Source organism: Christensenellaceae bacterium 44-20, assembly GCA_041223705.1.
GTDB lineage: Bacteria > Bacillota > Clostridia > Christensenellales > Christensenellaceae > QANA01.
The window spans coordinates 1,057,085-1,074,487 of sequence record JBCLQU010000001.1 but is presented as its reverse complement, the minus strand read 5'-3'; the positions used below and the strand labels follow the sequence as shown (position 1 = coordinate 1,074,487).

General features: G+C 55.6%; 17 protein-coding genes and 1 other annotated feature. Of the genes, 14 read left to right on the top strand and 3 right to left on the bottom strand.

Annotated elements, in window-relative coordinates; all coding sequences use genetic code 11:
• Nucleotides 1-12: 12 nt before the first annotated feature.
• From rlmD to AALG83_05595, 9 genes are all read left to right on the top strand, one after another.
• On the top strand, nucleotides 13-1,374 hold the full coding sequence (rlmD, locus tag AALG83_05635; GenBank protein MEY8382636.1) for a 23S rRNA (uracil(1939)-C(5))-methyltransferase RlmD: 1,362 nt from the start codon (nucleotides 13-15) through the stop codon (nucleotides 1,372-1,374).
• A 45-nt stretch (nucleotides 1,375-1,419) separates the two neighbouring features.
• The gene (locus AALG83_05630) at nucleotides 1,420-1,869 is read left to right on the top strand and encodes a hypothetical protein (protein MEY8382635.1); all 450 of its coding nucleotides are present in this window, start codon (nucleotides 1,420-1,422) and stop codon (nucleotides 1,867-1,869) included.
• A 25-nt stretch (nucleotides 1,870-1,894) separates the two neighbouring features.
• Nucleotides 1,895-2,860 (top strand): homocysteine S-methyltransferase, encoded by a 966-nt coding sequence (mmuM, locus tag AALG83_05625; protein MEY8382634.1) that lies wholly within the window; start codon nucleotides 1,895-1,897, stop codon nucleotides 2,858-2,860.
• 18 nt (nucleotides 2,861-2,878) lie between these two features.
• On the top strand, nucleotides 2,879-3,259 hold the full coding sequence (locus tag AALG83_05620; GenBank protein MEY8382633.1) for a hypothetical protein: 381 nt from the start codon (nucleotides 2,879-2,881) through the stop codon (nucleotides 3,257-3,259).
• Nucleotides 3,260-3,346: 87 nt separating this feature from the next.
• Nucleotides 3,347-3,832, top strand: a complete 486-nt coding sequence (gene ybaK, locus AALG83_05615) for a Cys-tRNA(Pro) deacylase (protein MEY8382632.1) — start codon at nucleotides 3,347-3,349, stop codon at nucleotides 3,830-3,832.
• A 4-nt stretch (nucleotides 3,833-3,836) separates the two neighbouring features.
• On the top strand, nucleotides 3,837-4,328 hold the full coding sequence (locus AALG83_05610) for a DNA-deoxyinosine glycosylase (protein MEY8382631.1): 492 nt from the start codon (nucleotides 3,837-3,839) through the stop codon (nucleotides 4,326-4,328).
• Between the two features lie 5 nt (nucleotides 4,329-4,333).
• Complete coding sequence (locus AALG83_05605; protein MEY8382630.1) at nucleotides 4,334-4,918, top strand: GNAT family N-acetyltransferase; 585 nt, start codon at nucleotides 4,334-4,336, stop codon at nucleotides 4,916-4,918.
• 24 nt (nucleotides 4,919-4,942) lie between these two features.
• Entirely contained in the window at nucleotides 4,943-6,001 is a 1,059-nt protein-coding gene (locus AALG83_05600; protein MEY8382629.1) for a DSD1 family PLP-dependent enzyme, read from the top strand.
• A 110-nt stretch (nucleotides 6,002-6,111) separates the two neighbouring features.
• Nucleotides 6,112-6,750, top strand: coding sequence for a DedA family protein (locus AALG83_05595; GenBank protein MEY8382628.1), 639 nt, complete (start codon nucleotides 6,112-6,114; stop codon nucleotides 6,748-6,750).
• Between the two features lie 254 nt (nucleotides 6,751-7,004).
• Here AALG83_05595 and AALG83_05590 read toward each other — a convergent pair whose 3' ends face one another.
• Together AALG83_05590 and AALG83_05585 are read right to left on the bottom strand one after the other, a co-directional pair.
• A complete protein-coding gene (locus AALG83_05590) occupies nucleotides 7,005-7,472 on the bottom strand; it encodes a methylglyoxal synthase (GenBank protein MEY8382627.1) in 468 nt (155 codons plus the stop codon).
• A gap of 105 nt (nucleotides 7,473-7,577) precedes the next feature.
• A complete protein-coding gene (locus AALG83_05585) occupies nucleotides 7,578-9,671 on the bottom strand; it encodes a glutamine synthetase III (protein MEY8382626.1) in 2,094 nt (697 codons plus the stop codon).
• 418 nt (nucleotides 9,672-10,089) lie between these two features.
• Between AALG83_05585 and AALG83_05580 the strand changes: the two genes are divergently transcribed.
• From AALG83_05580 to gatB, 4 genes are all read left to right on the top strand, one after another.
• Entirely contained in the window at nucleotides 10,090-11,001 is a 912-nt protein-coding gene (locus AALG83_05580; protein ID MEY8382625.1) for a DMT family transporter, read from the top strand.
• A 50-nt stretch (nucleotides 11,002-11,051) separates the two neighbouring features.
• Nucleotides 11,052-11,298: a binding site (T-box leader), on the top strand.
• Nucleotides 11,299-11,349: 51 nt separating this feature from the next.
• Nucleotides 11,350-13,422 carry an aspartate--tRNA ligase gene (gene aspS, locus AALG83_05575; GenBank protein ID MEY8382624.1) on the top strand — a complete coding sequence of 691 codons (2,073 nt, stop codon included), beginning with the start codon at nucleotides 11,350-11,352 and terminating at the stop codon, nucleotides 13,420-13,422.
• Between the two features lie 12 nt (nucleotides 13,423-13,434).
• On the top strand, nucleotides 13,435-14,877 hold the full coding sequence (gatA, locus tag AALG83_05570) for an Asp-tRNA(Asn)/Glu-tRNA(Gln) amidotransferase subunit GatA (protein MEY8382623.1): 1,443 nt from the start codon (nucleotides 13,435-13,437) through the stop codon (nucleotides 14,875-14,877).
• Nucleotides 14,874-16,292 (top strand): Asp-tRNA(Asn)/Glu-tRNA(Gln) amidotransferase subunit GatB, encoded by a 1,419-nt coding sequence (gene gatB / locus AALG83_05565; GenBank protein MEY8382622.1) that lies wholly within the window; start codon nucleotides 14,874-14,876, stop codon nucleotides 16,290-16,292. Before gatA ends, gatB begins: the two co-directional genes overlap by 4 nt.
• Before the next feature lie 71 nt (nucleotides 16,293-16,363).
• Here the strand turns inward: gatB and AALG83_05560 are convergent, their stop codons facing one another.
• The gene (locus AALG83_05560) at nucleotides 16,364-16,663 is read right to left on the bottom strand and encodes a helix-turn-helix transcriptional regulator (GenBank protein ID MEY8382621.1); all 300 of its coding nucleotides are present in this window, start codon (nucleotides 16,661-16,663) and stop codon (nucleotides 16,364-16,366) included.
• Between the two features lie 136 nt (nucleotides 16,664-16,799).
• Here AALG83_05560 and AALG83_05555 point away from each other — a divergent pair, with 136 nt between their 5' ends.
• Nucleotides 16,800-17,204, top strand: coding sequence for a TM2 domain-containing protein (locus AALG83_05555; protein ID MEY8382620.1), 405 nt, complete (start codon nucleotides 16,800-16,802; stop codon nucleotides 17,202-17,204).
• The last annotated feature ends 199 nt before the right edge of the window (nucleotides 17,205-17,403 follow it).

Genomic DNA, 17,403 nt, shown 5'->3' with positions numbered 1-17,403 from the left:
AGAGGTCGTGCAATGCAAAGAAATGATATCTGCGAGATAGAGGCAACTGATCTGACGATAGAGGGCAAAGCGGTCGGCCGCGTGGACGGCATGGCGGTGTTCGTGGATGGGCTGCTGCCGGGCGAGCGGGGTCGCGCCAGAGTCGCAAAGACGGCAAAAAACTACGCTGAGGCCGAACTTTTGGAGCGGCTGAGCGACAGCCCGGATCGGGTTTTGCCGCCTTGCCCGTATTTTGGCGTGTGCGGCGGCTGCCAGCTCCAGCACAGCAGCTATATCGGGCAGCTGAATTACAAGAACACGCGCGTTCAGGGGTGTATGCATCGGATTGCCAAGATTTCGGACGATGTAGTACTCAATTTCCCGCTGCCCGCAAGGCAGCATTTTGGCTACCGCAACAAAGCTGCGCTGCCTATCGTTCAGGGAGAAAACGGGATCGAGATTGGCTACTACAAGCAGAAGAGCCACGAGCTCATCGATATTAAAAAGTGCGCGCTGCTGCCGGAAGAGATGAACGATGCCATCACGCTGGTGCGGGATTGGGCGAATGAATATGGCCTTACGGCCTACTGTGAGCAGACGGGCAAAGGGCTGCTCCGCCATCTCGTTTTGCGGTACAGCGCCGCAGGGGAGATGATGGTTGGGCTGGTGATCAACGGCGATCAGCTTCCGCATGCAAAAGAACTGATCCGAAACCTGCGCATCAACCTGCCCGAAGTATATTCTGTTTTGGTGAATAAAAATACCGAGCGGAGCGCGCAGATTCTGGGAAGCGAGACGCAGGCTATCTTCGGATCAGAGCGCATTTTGGAGGAGATTGCGGGCCTTTCCTTCGATATTTCGCTCAATACATTTTTGCAGGTAAACCACGATCAAACCGAGCTGCTCTATCAGACGGTTTTCAAGCTGGCGCGGATTTTGCCGGGGGAAGTGGTGGCCGATTTATACTGCGGCGCAGGGACGATGTCTCTGTATGCGGCCAAGCTTGGGGCCAAGGTCTACGGCATCGAGATTGTCCCTCAGGCCGTGGCGGATGCCAAGGCAAATGCAGAGAAAAACGGCCTGGAGAAGGCGGAGTTTTACTGTGCAGACTGTGCAGACGGCTTTGCGCAGATTGCGGATAAGGCGGGGAAAATCGATGTGGTGATCGTCGATCCGCCGCGCAGGGGGCTGGATCAGAAGGTCATCGAGGATATTGCGGCGTATACGCCGGGCAGGGTGGTCTACGTTTCCTGCGATCCGGCGACGCTGGCGCGGGATCTCGCGCTGTTCCGGCAAAAGGGATATGCACCCCGCTTCATTCAGCCGGTGGATATGTTCCCCCAGACGACACATGTGGAGACGGCCGTACTGCTGCGAAAAGAGGCAGAGGAATGAGGCGCGATGGGCAGGTGCATTAAAAATTTTCCCGGCGGTGCTTTTTTGGAGTTTGACCGGGGCAGCTTTGATGACTGGTGCGTTTTTTTGGCACGGCCAGGCCAAGAGAGAAAGGCGCTGCGGGACGAGGAGTACTTCGCTCAGATGATCGCGCTGGCGGAAAGGCATGGCAGGGAAAAGCTGTATCAAGATTATCTGAAGGTGTATGAATATACGGGCAAAAAGCTGGATATGAAAGTGCTCCGGGCCATCACAGGGCTGGCGAAGCGGGAGTATGGGCCGGATGCACTTTTGGCGGATTATTTGCTGACGGTGCTCTATGCCGGGATGATCGCGGAAGAAAATAAGGAAAATACCAAGCTGGGCAAACGGGTCAAGCGGCTGGGTGTTTATGGGATTTTGATGGAAGGGCAGAACGCGCAGACGGCAGCCAATCTCACACGGGGCATGAAGTATCAGCAGATTGAGGCTATGTGCGAGGCCAGGGGTTTTTGAAAGTGGGAGCACAGCGGAGGGACAGATGAAAAATCGTTTGGAGGAACTGCTGGAAAGGCAGAAGGTTGTGGTGCTGGATGGCGCCTTGGCGACGGAACTGGAAAACCGGGGATTATCCCTGGCGGATTCGCTCTGGTCTGCTAAAATTTTGGCGGAACAGCCGGAGGAGATTGAGGCGGTGCATTATGACTATTTCTGCGCGGGCGCGGATATTGGCATTTCTGCCAGCTATCAGGCTACCATTCCCGGATTTTTGAGCAAGGGCTATGCCCAGCAGCAGGCAGAGGAGATGATAGCGCGCTCGATTGCGCTCCTAAAGCAGGCGCGTGCTCGCTTTTGGGCGGAAATCGGGGAAGGCGCCGGGCGCGCATACCCCGTTTTGGCGGCGTCCATCGGGCCATATGGGGCCTATTTGGCAGATGGCTCGGAATATCGAGGCGAATACGGCCTCAGCCAGCAGGAGCTCTATGCGTTTCACCGGGGGCGCATGCAGGATTTATGGGAGGCCGGCGCAGAGATTTTCGCCTGCGAGACCATCCCGAGCCTTCTGGAGGCCAAGGCGCTGGCGCAGTGTATGCAGGAGATTCCCGGTGCTGGCGGGTGGATTTGTTTCAGCTGCAAGAATGGAACACAGATCTGCGAAGGGACGCCCATCGCGGAATGCGCCGCCCAGCTGGAGGAGTGGGACTGCATTCAGGCCATCGGGGTAAACTGCACGGCGCCGGAATATGTCCAGGAGCTCATCGGGCAAATTCGCGAAAACAGCAGTAAGCCCATCGTGGTATATCCCAATAGCGGGGAATGTTATGATGCCGTCTGCAAAACCTGGCATGGCGCGGCGGAGGCCGGGGGATATGAGGCCTGGGCGAAAAAGTGGTATGCGGCCGGAGCACGGCTGATTGGCGGCTGCTGCCGGACGACGCCCAAGGATATTGCCGCAATCCATCGCTGGAGATGCGGGCTGGAAGGCGGGCAGAACGGGCGGCACTGAGGGAAAAGGCGGGAAACTATGGAAAAGCAAAGCATTCATCTCTCCAAAATGCCCAAAACCTGGATTTTGGATCTGGATGGCACGATCGTGAGGCACGATGGACCTTTTTTGGACGGGGAGGATTCCTTCCTGCCCGGCGCAAAAGAGTTTTTGGAGCAAATCAGCAGTGAGGATATGATCATCTTCCTCACCGCCCGCACGGAATATGAAAAGGCGCATACCCTGCGGTTTTTGAAAGAGCAGAACGTGCGCTACGACCATATTATTTTTGGCGCAGGCAGAGGAGAGCGCATCCTGATCAACGATAAAAAAAGAGACGGCCTGCTGACGGCACATGCCATCAATACGGATCGGGACACCTTTTGCCAGCTGGAGTTTATTATGGATATCGAGCATTAGGGATGGCCTGCGCTGTTCGCATCCGTTGATTCCGGGGGAGAATCTGCTATAATAGAAGCCAGGGAGCTGCCCAAAAGGAAGAGGAAGATGGCAAAAAACGAGCATAAAACAAACGTCATGCGGGCGCTGGAGCAAAAGAAGATTGCCTATACCGCATATCAATATCCGCATGAGGGCGGCGCGGTAGACGGCGTAACAGTGGCTGGGCTAATCGGCAAGGAGGTCAGCGCGGTCTATAAGACGCTGGTTACGGCAGGCGCAAAAGGGCAGCACTATGTGTTTGTCATCCCGGTAAACGAGGAGCTGGATTTGAAAAAAGCGGCCAAAGCCGTGGGAGAGAAATCTATCTCTATGATACCGGTTGCCCAGATTCTGGGGCTTACCGGATATGTGCGGGGCGGGTGCTCGCCCATCGGCATGAAAAAGCAGTTTCGCACGGTGCTGCACGAGGCGGCGCAAATGCAGCCGACCATCACCGTCAGCGCCGGGAAGATTGGGGAGCAGGTGGAGCTGGCGCCGGAGGAACTATGCAGATTGATCCGCGCGGATTATGCGGATCTCATCCGGGAGTAGCGGCATGGCAGAGATCAAAAATCCGTTTGCGCCTGTTTATGACGCGCGCTCCAAGGTGCTGATTTTGGGGACGATGCCCTCGCCCAAATCCAGGGAAAACGGGTTTTACTACGGGCACCCGCAAAACCGGTTCTGGCGGGTTCTGGCGGCCCTGCTAAAGGAACCACTGCCGGAGAATAACGAGCAGAAGCGGCAGATGGCGCTGCGCCATGGGATCGCGCTTTACGACGTGCTTCAGGCATGTGAGATACAGGGGGCAGCGGATGCCAGCATTCGCCAGCCAATCCCCAGCGACCTGGAGCCCATCTTGCAGGCGGCGGAGATCCGGGCAGTTTTTGCCACAGGCCAAAAAGCGGCGGCCCTTTACCGGAAATACAGCCAGGCGAAGACAGGGCGCCCCATTTTCTGCTTGCCTTCGCCCAGCCCGGCAAACTGCGCCGTCTCGCTGGAACAGCTGATCGGGGCCTATGCGGCGATACTAGATTATTTGAGGTAGTGAACATGCAGTTAGAGACGCGCAGATTGGTGCTGCGATCCTGGAGGGAAGCGGATTACCAGGATTTATATGAATATGCCAAAAGCCCGCTGGTCGGGCCGCAGGCAGGCTGGCCAGTGCATGAATCTGCCGAAGAGAGCCGGGAAATTGCCCGGGGATTTGCGGAGGAAAAGCGGGATCTCATCTTGGCCCTGGAGCATAAGAGGGATGCGAAGGTCATCGGCAGCATCGGCCTGCATGATCGCCAGGTGAGCCTCGCCTATGAGCGGCTCATGTCTCGGGAAATGGGCTATGTGCTCAGCCCGGAGTATTGGGGGCAGGGGCTGATGCCCGAGGCGGCAATGTGCGTTTTGGAATATGGGTTCTATGAGATGGGGCTGGATATGGTCTGGTGCGGGCATTTTGAGGGGAACGAGAAGTCCCGCCGGGTCATTGAAAAATGCGGCATGATCCCCATGTTTAGGCGCACTGAGACGTTTCCGCTGATCGGCCAGAAAAAGACGGTCTGCTACTACAATCTGACGGCGGCGGAATTTGCGGCGCGGCCCAAAGTGGCCTTTCATGCCTATACTATCGAGCAAAAAGTTTAGTATATTGAAAAGAGGGAAAGCAAAATGAGATTAGAGGATTTGGAGACACCGGCGCTGGTCGCGGATTTGGATGCGGTGGAGGCAAACATTGCCAAGATGGCGCAAATCATGAATGGTTCTGCGGCAAAACTGCGCCCGCACTATAAGTCGCATAAGTGCGTGGAGATCGCGAAGATGCAGATCGCCGCCGGGGCGAAGGGCATCACCTGCGCCAAGATTTCCGAGGCGGAAGGGCTGGTTGAAGCGGGGATCAAAGATGTGCTCATCGCAAACCAGGTTGTGCAGCCTTCCAAAATTCTGCGGCTGGCCGCCATGGCAAAGAAATGCCATTTGACAGTCTGTGTAGACAGCAAGGAGAATGTCGATGCGATTTCTGCGGCAGCTCAGCTGATGGGCAGCACGGTGCACTGCTATGTGGAATATGACGTGGGCATGAACCGCTGCGGCGTCTACAATTTTGAGGATTTTTTCCAGGTTGCCCAGCATATCACCCAGTGCAAAAACGTAACCTTCGACGGCATTCAGGCGTATGCCGGCCAGCTTTCGCACAAGGATATGAGCATCCGCCAGCCCGGCGTGGAAAAGACAGAGCAGACCATGCGGCAGCTTAGGGAATACTTGCAGGAGCGGGGCATTGCGGTGCGCGAAATCAGCGGCGGGAGCACGGGTACAGTTGAGATGAAGGCCGCGCACGGCGTTTATACGGAGATTCAGGCCGGCAGCTATCTCTTCTCGGATACCTCCTACGGGCGCTTTGGCCTGCCCTTTCAGCCGGCGCTTTTCGTGCTCTCGACGGTCGTCAGCAAAAATCCAAAGACGGTGGTTGTGGATGCGGGCATCAAGAGCTTTGGCGTAGATCAGACGCCGCCCTATCCAGTCCAAAACCCAGAGGCACAGATCAAGCTGCACGAAGAGCACTGCGCGATTTTCGATGACGATTCGGGGCTCCAGGTGGGCGAGCAGGTCGCCTTCTATCCGGGGCACTGCTGCACGACGATCAATCTCTATGATTTCCTCTATCTCATGCGGGATGGAGAAATCGTGGATAAGATTCCAGTAACGGGCAGAGGAAAGAATATCTAATCAGCCGGAAAAAGAGCCTGAAAATTCAGGCTCTTTTTGTTTGCGCATTTCTAAACCGGGAGAGGGGGGAATACATATGATACGAGAGTTTAAGCGAAGGGGAACGGGTTATGGCGGATCAGACGGTCATCGAAATTATCCAAAAGTATGGGCTTATCGCGATTTTTTTTGCGGTATTCCTGGAGTATGCGTGTTTTCCTGTTCCCAGCGAGATCGTCTTGCCACTTTCCGGCGCTGTCGCCGCGCAGGGAGGGTTCACGTTTCTCTCGGTCTATCTGATTTGCATTGCCGCCGGCCTGGGCGGAAGTTTACTAGATTACAGCCTGGCCCGCTGGGGCGGCGCACCCATGATGGAAAAACTGGAGCGGCGCTTTCCCAAGCTGGCCGGCGGGCTGGAAGTAACCCGGCAGAAATTTGAGAAATATTCGGCTTTTTCGGTGGGCATCTGCCGGGTAATTCCGCTCTGCCGGACGTATATTTCCTTCATCGCGGGCCTTGCAAAGCAGGATCTGGGGACCTTTTTAAGCGCATCTACTGTCGGCATAGCCATCTGGAACGCGCTGCTCGTCTGGGCAGGCTATCTGCTTTCGGAAAACTGGCAGGCGGTAGGCGAATATTATGGAAAATACAAATACGCCATGCTGGCAATCTTGGTGCTTGGCATCTTTGCGTATACATTGCTCAAGCGCATCATGGGAAAAAAGGAAGAAGAGGCGATTGCACGGGCCAGAGAGAGAAGGCGGAAATAGGGTTTGCAATATAAAGAATGACGCTGACCAGTTTCAAAAACAGCGCCGGATCCTGCCGGGGCTGGCTCGCTCTTTTTGCTGATATTTGAGAAAAAGGCGGGAAGGAGAGCTATGAACTAAAATCTACATTGCGTCTAAAAAATTAATATAATTAAATATAAATAAGGTTTGAAATTGGAAATACAAAGTGCGTTATTCCATTTGCTTTCCAATAAAAAACAGGCAGCTCACCTAAGGGTAAACTGCCTGTTTTTTTACAGCGTTTCAGCGCGCGCCTTGATATTCTGCTGGAAGTTGATGATCTCGTGGGCATATTCCTGATCCATGAGAGAAGAGGTCAGAAGAAAATCCGCTGTGGCCTTATTGTTGGCGATGGGAATATCGTAAACCTGGGCGATGCGCAGCAGGGCTTTGACATCCGGATCGTGAGGCTGGGCTGTGAGCGGATCCGAAAAGAAGATGACGAAATCGATATTGCCCTCGACGATCTGCGCGCCAATCTGCATATCACCGCCCAGAGGGCCGCTGTTGTATCCGCGCACGGGCAGGCCGGTCTGCATATTGATCATCCGGGCAGTTGTGCCTGTGCCGTAGAGAAAATGCTGGTTGAGCGTCTCCTTGTGCTCCCGGCACCAGCCGATGAGCTCGGCTTTTTTATTATCATGGGCAATGAGCGCGATATTTTTCTGCTTGCCGATGATCTGCGTCATATATTCTGCCATAAGTGTTCCTCCAAGTTTGCTTTTTTCTAGTATAACATGAAGCGAAAAAGCGGGTAAAGAATAAATAAAAAAGGAAGCGAGAAATCGCTTCCTTTTTTTCCAGTTTTAGCATACGGAGAAGAGCAGCTGGCCGTAGGTCGGGTAGGGGAGGTAATCCTGGCCCAGGTTGACCTCGATTTGGTCGCCCACCGCCCGCAGTTCCTGCATTTTGGGCAGAACCTGATCGCGGTAGTATTCCGCTCTGGCCTTGATATCATCGCATTCTGCAACGCCCATCAGCGCATTTTCCAGCTCCTCCGCAGATTTCATCAGGCAAGCGGAAAGCTTGGAAAGCTTCTCCAGAAGGGCAATCTCGCTTTCGCAGGAAATGCTCTCGCAGAGCTCCTTCTTTGCCAGCGCGTTGCTGGAGAGATCGCCGCAGTATGCGCTGACTGCCGGGAAGATATCCTTCCTGACCATATCCAGCATGGTCAGCCCCTCGATATTGAGCACTTTGCAGTAGTTCTCCATGAGGATCTCGTAGCGGGAGTGCATTTCCGGCTCTGTAAAGATGCCGTGCCGCTCGAACAGCGCAATGTTTTCCGGCTTGATATAGTAGGGAAGCGCATCGACGGTGGTCTTCAGGTTGAGCAGCCCTCTGCGCTCTGCTTCCTGCGCCCATTCCTCGGTATAGCCATTGCCGTTGAAGATGATGCGCTTATGGGCATTCAGCGTATTTTTGATGAGCTTTTGCAGCTCTTTGTTGAAATCCTGCGCGGATTCCAGCTGATCTGCAAACTCCATCAGCACATCCGAGACGATGGTGTTGATGATATAGTTGGCGCAGGCGATGGAGTCGCTGGAGCCCAGCATGCGGAACTCGAACTTGTTGCCAGTGAAAGCGAAGGGGGAAGTCCGGTTGCGGTCGGTATTATCCCGGGGGAACTTGGGCAGAACATGCACGCCGACCTCGATCTCCCCGGCATCGTTCTTGTCATAGGGGACGCCCTGCATGATGGAATCCAAAATGGCCGTCAGCTCATCGCCCAGGAACATAGACATGATGGCTGGGGGCGCCTCGTGGCCGCCCAGGCGGTGGTCGTTGCCCGCGCTGGCGACGGAGATGCGCAGCAAATCCTGATGCTCATCCACAGCCTTGATGACGGCGCAGAGGAAGAGCAGGAACTGCGCGTTTTCCTCCGGGGAGCTTCCGGGCTCCAGAAGGTTTTCGCCTTTGTCCGTGGAAAGCGACCAGTTGTTGTGCTTGCCCGAGCCGTTGAGGCCGGCAAAGGGCTTTTCATGCAGCAGGCAGGTCAGCCCATGGCGCTTGGCGACTTTTTTCATGATCTCCATGGTCAGCTGATTGTGATCCGTGGCGATATTCGTCGTGGTGTAAATTGGGGCGAGCTCGTGCTGAGAAGGAGCGACTTCGTTATGCTCGGTTTTGGCCAGAATGCCGATTTTCCAAAGCTCGATATCCAGGTCTTCCATGAACTCGGCGACTCTGGTTTTGATGCTGCCAAAATAGTGATCCGAAAGCTCCTGGCCCTTGGGCGGCTTCGCGCCAAACAGCGTGCGACCCGTAAAGAAGAGGTCTTTTCTCTGGTTGAACAGCTCGGTATCGATGAGGAAATACTCCTGCTCGGGGCCGACGTTGGAGATGACGTTGGTCGCCTCCCGGTTGCCGAACAGCCTCAAAATGCGCAGCGCCTGTTTGTTGATCGCCTCCATCGAGCGCAGCAGGGGCGTTTTCTTATCCAGCGCCTGGCCGTTATAGGAGCAGAAGGCCGTCGGGATGCAGAGCACGCCGTCTTTGATGAAGGCATAGGAGGTGGGATCCCAGGCGGTATAGCCTCTGGCTTCGAAGGTCGCCCGCAGGCCGCCGTTGGGGAAGCTGGAGGCATCCGGCTCGCCTTTGACCAGCTCTTTGCCGGAAAATTCCAGGATGATGCCGCCGTCCGAAGTGGGGCTGATGAAGGAATCGTGCTTTTCAGCCGTGATGCCCGTCATGGGCTGGAACCAATGCGTAAAGTGCGTCGCGCCCTTTTCAATGGCCCAGGATTTCATCGCGTTGGCGACGGCGCCGGCGATCTCAGGATCCAGGGTTTTCCCATTCCGAATGGTTTTCTTGAGGGCTTTGTAGATATCTTTGGGCAGTTTTTCCCGCATTGCGGCATCCCCAAAGACCATGCTTCCAAAGATTTCGGAAATTTGCGTCATGAATATTTCCTCCCAAATGAATTAAAAATTGTTATAAGAAAAGGCGCCAACAGAATCAATCTGCAGCGCCTTTGCTGTCTATATTCAAAGTATAGCGCAACCGGATTTGTGTGTCAACATTTTTTATCAAAATTTGCAGGATGAAATTGGGAAATTGCAAAAAAGAGATAAAATAAAGAGGATAAAGAGAAAAAATGAAGCCAGATGGAGCGATGACTGCAAACCGCAGCATGCCTGCGCCAAAGAGAAAGGCACCGGGGTTGACAGAGCGCCGCCCAGGCGCTTATAATTTGAAAGACGCACCAAAAACAGATGCGCTTCTTTTGCGGATTCCCGGAAAAAAAGATTCCTGTTTTTCTTTTGCCTTTTTGGCGAAGGCAAAGCTGGTGGAAACGGAATTTTTTAAGGAGAAAAGCAAATGAAAGAAAAGCAAATGAAAAAATGGTCTTCTCTGGCGCTGTTTGTCGCGGCGATCATCTGGGGAGGGACTTTTTTTATCGTCAAAAACACCGTGGATGCCTTTCCGCCCAACCTGCTTTTGGCGTGGCGGTTTTCCATCGCGTTTGTGCTGCTGGGGCTGGTATGCTTTCACTGCTGGAAGAAGCTGGATTGGGGCTATCTCTGGCGGGGCGCGCTGATGGGCCTCTTGCTCTTTTTGGCTTACTGCGTGCAGACTATCGGCATTCAGTTTACCACTCCGGGCAAAAATGCGTTTTTGACAGCGGTTTATTGCGTCATCGTGCCCTTTCTCTATTGGCTGACCGAGAAGAAGGCGCCGGATCTCTATAACATTTCCGCCGCGCTTCTCTGCATTTTGGGCATTGGGCTGATTTCCCTGACAGACGATTTTTCCATTGGCATCGGCGATGGGCTGACACTGCTGGGCGGCGTATTTTACGCGGTGCATATGGTCGTCGTGGCCAAGGCATCCCGGGGCAGAGACGCGATTCTGCTGACGATCCTGCAATTTGGCACAGCGGCTGTTTGTTCCTGGACCTCTGCCGCGCTGTTCGAGACGACCAGCGTGCAGGCTGGCGCGGAGGCCATCTGGGCAGTCATCTTCCTGGGCGTTGCGGCCACAGGCGGCGGCATGCTGCTGCAAACCATCGGGCAGAAATATACGCACCCGGCCACGGCTTCCATCATTTTGAGCCTGGAATCCGTGTTCGGCGTGCTGTTCTCCGTGCTGTTCTACGGCGAAAAAATGACAGGAAAGCTTGCGGCAGGATTCATATTGGTGTTTATCGCCGTCATCATCTCCGAGACAAAATTACAGTTTCTACGCAAAAACGGCAAGCCTATTCAGCAGGAAAATGCAGCCGAAGAGTGAAAACTTGCATAAAATATCTTGACAAGCCGTAAAATAGCGATATAATTTGAACAAAGGCGTGGATCGGAAGAGTATGCGGAAATGGTAGCCAAAGAGAGCCCGGGATGGTGCGAGCCGGGCGCGGATTTTTCGCTGAAGAACATCCGGGAGCCGCTGGGCCGAAAGAGAGCGAGTAGGCCGAGACGCAGGCGGAGCGTTATTGCCGCAGGATATCCCTTTGGGTGTATCCGGATGAGCGGATAGAATTTTTCTATCTATTTGGGTGGTACCGCGGAAACAGAGCTTTTCGTCCCTATCAGGGGAGGAAAAGCTTTTTTTATTTGCAAAACAGGCGGAAGGAGCGCAGCGATGAGAAGGACGAAATATTGCGGAGAATTTACGGAAGACTATGTCGGCCAGCGGGCGACGGCGGCTGGATGGGTGGCGGCCAAGCGGGATATGGGCGGCGTCATTTTCCTGGATTTGCGGGATAGGGAGGGCGTTTTGCAGGTGGTCTGCAATATGGATCTGCTGGGCGAAGGTTTTGCCCAGGCGGAGACACTCCGAAATGAATCCGTCATCGAGGTTTGGGGAAAAATTGAGATCCGCGATGAGCAGACGTATAACCCAAAGCTCAAAACCGGGACGATTGAACTGCGGGCCGAGGGGCTCAAAATTCTTTCGGTCTCCAAAGCGCTGCCCTTTCAGCTGGCTGATGCGGCGGGCGTCAAGGAGGAACTGCGGCTCAAACACCGCTATCTGGATTTGCGCCGGGAACAGATGCAAAAAAACCTGCGTTTCCGCCATAAGCTGGCCAGAGCCGTGCGGGATTATCTGGACGGGGCCGGCTTTATCGAGGTAGAAACGCCCATTCTAACCAAGAGCACGCCCGAAGGCGCGCGGGACTATCTGGTACCCAGCCGGGTGCACCCCGGAGCGTTTTATGCGCTGCCCCAGTCGCCGCAGATTTTCAAGCAGCTGCTCATGGTGGGCGGCATGGATAAATACTACCAGATTGCCCGGTGCTTTAGGGATGAGGATTTGCGGGCAGACCGCCAGCCGGAATTCACCCAGGTGGATATGGAGCTCTCCTTCGTGGAGCAGGAGGATGTGCTTGCGCACCTAGAGCAGATGTTCAAATCCCTCATGCGAAGCGTTATGGGCATCGAACTTGCGGAAAAATTTCCGCGGCTGACCTGGCAGCAGGCCATGGATCTCTACGGGACGGATAAGCCGGATTTGCGTTTTGGCCTGCCCATCATCGAGCTGACGGAGATCGCAAGGGATTGCAGTTTTGGCGTATTCCGCAGTGTCGCCGAGGCAGGGGGCGTGGTGCGCGCGCTCTGCATTCCGGGCGGCGCGGCCTTTACCCGCAGTACCATTGAGGAGCTCACGGCCAAGGCTCAGCGGCTGGGCGCCAAGGGCATGGCGTGGATCGCACTGCGGGAAGACGGCGAGGTTTACTCGATTTTGACCAAGTATTTTAAGCCGGAGGAGATTCGGGCCATCATAGAGAAAACCGGCGCGCAGCCGGGTGATTTCATCCTGTTCTGCGCGGATCAGCTGGCGACAGCGCGCCGGGTGCTGGGCGGACTGCGGCTGGCGCTGGCGGATCTGCTGGGCCTGCGCAAAGAGGGAGAGTATCAGTTCCTGCTGGTCACGGATTTCCCGGAGTTTGAATATTCTCAGGAGGAGCGCCGCTATGTGGCGACGCACCACCCCTTCACTATGCCCTATCCGGAGGACTTGCAGTATCTCAAAACCGCGCCGGAGAAGGTGCGAGCCCAGGCTTACGACGTCGTGCTCAACGGGACCGAGCTGGGCAGCGGCAGTATCCGCATCCACGATCAGGCAGTTCAGCAGACCATGTTCCAGGCGCTGGGCTTTTCGGAGGAGCAGATTCAGGAAAAATTCGGGTTTTTGGTGGATGCCTTTGGCTATGGGACGCCGCCGCACGGCGGGTTTGCCTTTGGGTTAGACCGCCTGGCCATGCTGCTTTTGGGGGCGGAATCGTTGCGGGATGTTACGGCTTTCCCCAAGACCAAAGATGCCGCCTGCCCGATGACGCTGGCGCCGGATTACGTCAGCGAAGAACAGCTGGAGGTGCTGGGGCTGGGGCAGAGCTTCCGGGAAGAGGGGAAGCAGGCGCAGAAGCGCAGTAAAAAGCGGGTGGACGTGAAAAAAGTCGCCCGGCTTTCCAAGCTGGCGCTTTCCCCCGAGGAGGAACAGAAGATGGAGGGCGAGCTCTCTGCCATTATCGCCTTTGCAGATCAGTTGGCGGAGATAGATACAGCGGGCGTGCCGCCCACGGCGCACGTCGTCCCCATGCAGAACGTGCTGCGAAGGGATGAGGTTCTGCCCAGTATGCCAAGGGAGCAGCTGCTGGAAAATGCGCCCAGCGCGCAGGATGGGTATCTGATGGTTCCCCAGGTGATCGAATAGGAGGCGGAAGAGATGAGCGATATTTTAAAGCTTAGCGCATATGAGATGCGGCAGGAGATGGAGCAGGGCCGCCTGAGCGCGCTGGAGGCCACAGAGGCATACCTGGCGGAGATTAGAAAAAGAGAGCCGGAAGTGGGCGCATATCTTCTGGTAGAGGAGGAGCGCGCCAAAGCGCAGGCGCAGAGCATCGATGCGCGCCGGGCCAAAGGCGAGCGGCTGGGGGCGCTGGCGGGCATCCCCATGGCGCTCAAGGATAACCTCTGCACCAAGGGCATCCGGACGACCTGCGCCTCCCGGATGCTGGAGCATTTTATTCCGCCCTACGATGCGTTTGCCGTGGAAAAACTGCGGGACAGCGTACTGCTGGGCAAACTGAATATGGATGAATTCGCCATGGGCTCCAGCACAGAAAACTCCTATTTTCATCCAACCAAAAACCCGGCAAACCTGGAGCATGTTCCAGGGGGAAGCTCGGGGGGGAGTGCCGCGGCAGTCGCGGCGGGGGAAGCGGCCTTTTCGCTGGGCTCGGATACGGGCGGCTCCATCCGCCAGCCGGCGGCTTTTTGCGGCGTGGTCGGCATGAAGCCGACGTATGGCGCAGTCTCGCGCTATGGCCTCATCGCCTTTGCCTCTTCGCTGGATCAGATTGGGCCGCTGACCAGAGACGTCCGGGATTCGGCGCTGGTGCTTTCGGCCATTGCCGGGCACGATAGGCGGGATGCGACCAGCGTTGCGCGCGAATACGGGGACTACGGCGCGAAGCTGGGGAAATCCATTCGGGGCATGAAAATCGCGGTGCCCGAGGAGTTCTTTGGGGAAGGGCTGCAAGGCGAGATTCGCCAGAGCATTCTGACCGCGGCCAAAACCATGGAGCGGCAGGGGGCGGAGATCGTGCAGGTGAGCATGCCGGCGCTGAAAAACGCCCTGCCTGCCTACTACGTTATCTCATCCGCAGAGGCTTCTTCCAACCTGGCGCGGTTCGACGGCATCAAATACGGCTTCCGCTCGGAAAACTTTGAGGGAATCGAGCAGCTCTATGAGCGCTCCCACAGTGAAGGATTTGGCGCAGAAGTCAAGCGCAGGATCATGCTGGGCAGTTTTGTCCTGTCGGCAGGTTACTACGACGCTTATTATAAGAAGGCGCTGGAGGTGCGCACGCTGATTGGGCGGGAGTTTGAGCGCGTATTGGAGCAATGCGATATGATTCTCGCTCCCGTCGCCCCGACGACGGCCTACCGCCTGGGGGAGAAAACCGGAGATCCGCTCCAGATGTATCTGGGGGATATCTACACGGTGCCCGTCAATATTGCCGGCCTGCCTGCGCTCTCGCTGCCCTGCGGCAGGGATGCGGAGGGGCTTCCCATCGGGATGCAGCTCATCGGCAGGGCTTTTGGCGAGGCGGAACTATATCAGGCGGCATACGCTTTTGAGCAGGAAAAGGGGGCGGCAAGATGAAAAAAGAGTTTGAGATGGTCATTGGAGTGGAAGTGCATGTGGAACTGAAAACGCAGAGCAAGATTTTCTGCGGCTGTTCCACGGCCTTTGGTGCCCAGCCCAATACGCAGTGCTGCCCGGTCTGCATGGGGATGCCGGGGGTGCTGCCCGTGCTCAATGAGAAGGTGGTGGAATACGCGGTGCGGGCTGGCCTTGCGACGAATTGCGAGATTGCGGAGTTTTCCAAGCAGGATCGCAAAAACTATTTCTACCCGGATCTGCCCAAGGCGTACCAGATCTCGCAATACGATCTGCCCCTCTGCCAGCATGGCTATCTGGATATCGACTGCGGGGCGCCAAAGCGCATCGGCATCACCCGCATTCATATTGAGGAAGACGCGGGCAAGCTGGTGCATACGGCCGGCGGGGAGACGCTGTGCGATTACAACCGCTGCGGCGTGCCGCTCATCGAGATTGTCTCCGAGCCGGATCTGCGCTCGGCCGAGGAAGTCAACGCATTTCTGCGCAAGCTTCGGGCAATCCTCATCTATACCGGCGTATCCGACTGCAAAATGCAGGAGGGCTCCATGCGCTGCGATGTCAACCTCTCTGTCCGCAAAAAGGGAGAGCAGGCCCTTGGCACGCGCACCGAGATGAAAAACCTCAACTCCTTCCAGTTTATCGCCAAGGCCATCGAATATGAATTCGCAAGGCAGGTGCAGGCGGTGGAGGCGGGAGAGACCATCACTCAGGAGACGCGGCGGTTCGATCAGAGCCTGGGGAAAACCTTCTCCATGCGCAGCAAGGAGGATGCCGACGATTACCGCTATTTCCCCGATCCGGATCTGGTGCCCATTGTGGTCAGCCGGCAGGAGGTTTCCCGCATTGCCGCCAGCATCCCGGAGTTGCCGGATGCCCGCAAGGCGCGGTATATAAAGCGATATCAAATTGCCCCGGCAGATGCGGAGATTTTGGTCAGCGAGCGGGAGGTTGCGGATTATTTCGAGCAGGCAGCAGAACAATGCGCCTATCCCAAAGCGCTTTCGGCGCTGATGCTGGGAGAGGTGTTCCGGCTGTTGGGAGCAGAGACGGCGATCCCCATCCCGCCGGAGCATCTGGCGCAGTTGGCCGAGTTCGTGGGCCAGGAGAAGATCAGTGCGGCGGCGGCGAAAAAGGCTGTTGCGGCCCTCTGGGAGGAGCAGGAAGAGCCATCGGCATATCTTGATCGCATGGAGCTCTGGCAGCAGAGCGATGAGGGCGTTTTGGAGCCCATTGCCAGAAGCGCTGTGCGGCAATGCGAAAAATCTGTGGCCGACTATAAGCGGGGCAAGAAACAGGCGATTGGCGCCATCATCGGCAAGGCCATGGCCGAGACGGGCGGCAGAGGCAATGCGGCCATCTTGCGCAGGCTGATAGAGAGAATATTAGAGGAATAGCGAAGCATCAAAAAAGCGCCCTTATTTGGGCGCTTTTTTGTGCCGCGCAGCTTGCCTGCCGATGGCTGGGGCTAATCCTCGGATTTTTCCTTTTCAAAATAGGAAAGCAGTGCGAAGATGAGTTCCTTCTGCTCCTCCGTATAGCCATCCAGCCGCACGCTTTCCGCGTCATCCATGCCAAGAAGATAATCTGTGGAGACATGGAAGAACAAAGAAAGCTCTACCAGCTTTGCCGCCGTGGGCACAGAAATACCCATTTCCCAGGCGTTGACGCTGGAGCGCGTAACCGACATGACTTTGGCCAGCTCTGTCTGCGTCATCCCTCGGGACAGGCGCAGCTGCTTAATGCGAGTATCTGCCTGTATGAACATGTAAGTCCCTCCCCTGCTGTCAATTATATATTGCGCAAAATGATATATAATTATCATTAGTGATTAATAAAAATTGACAATTTTCGCGCCCTTTGCTATACTGGCCTTACTAAGAGTTCTTTAGGAGGAAATTAGCATGGATATGGAACAGAAAGCTGCGCAGCAGCAAGTGCCCCCTCAGCAGGCGCCGGAGAAATTTTGCAAGCACTGCGGCGGGAAAATACCGGCGGATGCCGTCGTCTGCACGCTGTGCGGCAGGCAGGTGGAGCAGGTGGCCCAGGGCGGCGCGCCGAATATCGTCATCAACAACGCCAACCAGAACACGAACAGCAGTGTCAACGCCTATGTGGCGGCAAAGGCCAGAAATAAATGGGTCGCGCTGGGCTTGTGCCTGTTTTTGGGCGTTTTCGGGGCGCATAAATTCTACGAAGGCAAAGCAGGGCTGGGCGTGCTCTATCTTCTGACCTGCGGACTGCTGGGCATTGGAGTGGTGATCGATTTTATCACAATTCTGTTCCGGCCAAATCCCTATTTTATCTAATCTTTATTTATACTTTGCAGATCGGCTCCCCTTGGAGCTGCCTTTTCATCAGGGCAGCTCCCATTTTTTTGCAGATAGTTCGGGTTTGCCGCATCAGGCAAAGCGCAGATCACATATTTTATTTTATGAAACGGCACAATAGGAGCAGAGAATATGCTTGACAACAGAAGAAATATCTGCCAATATAATACTATACCCA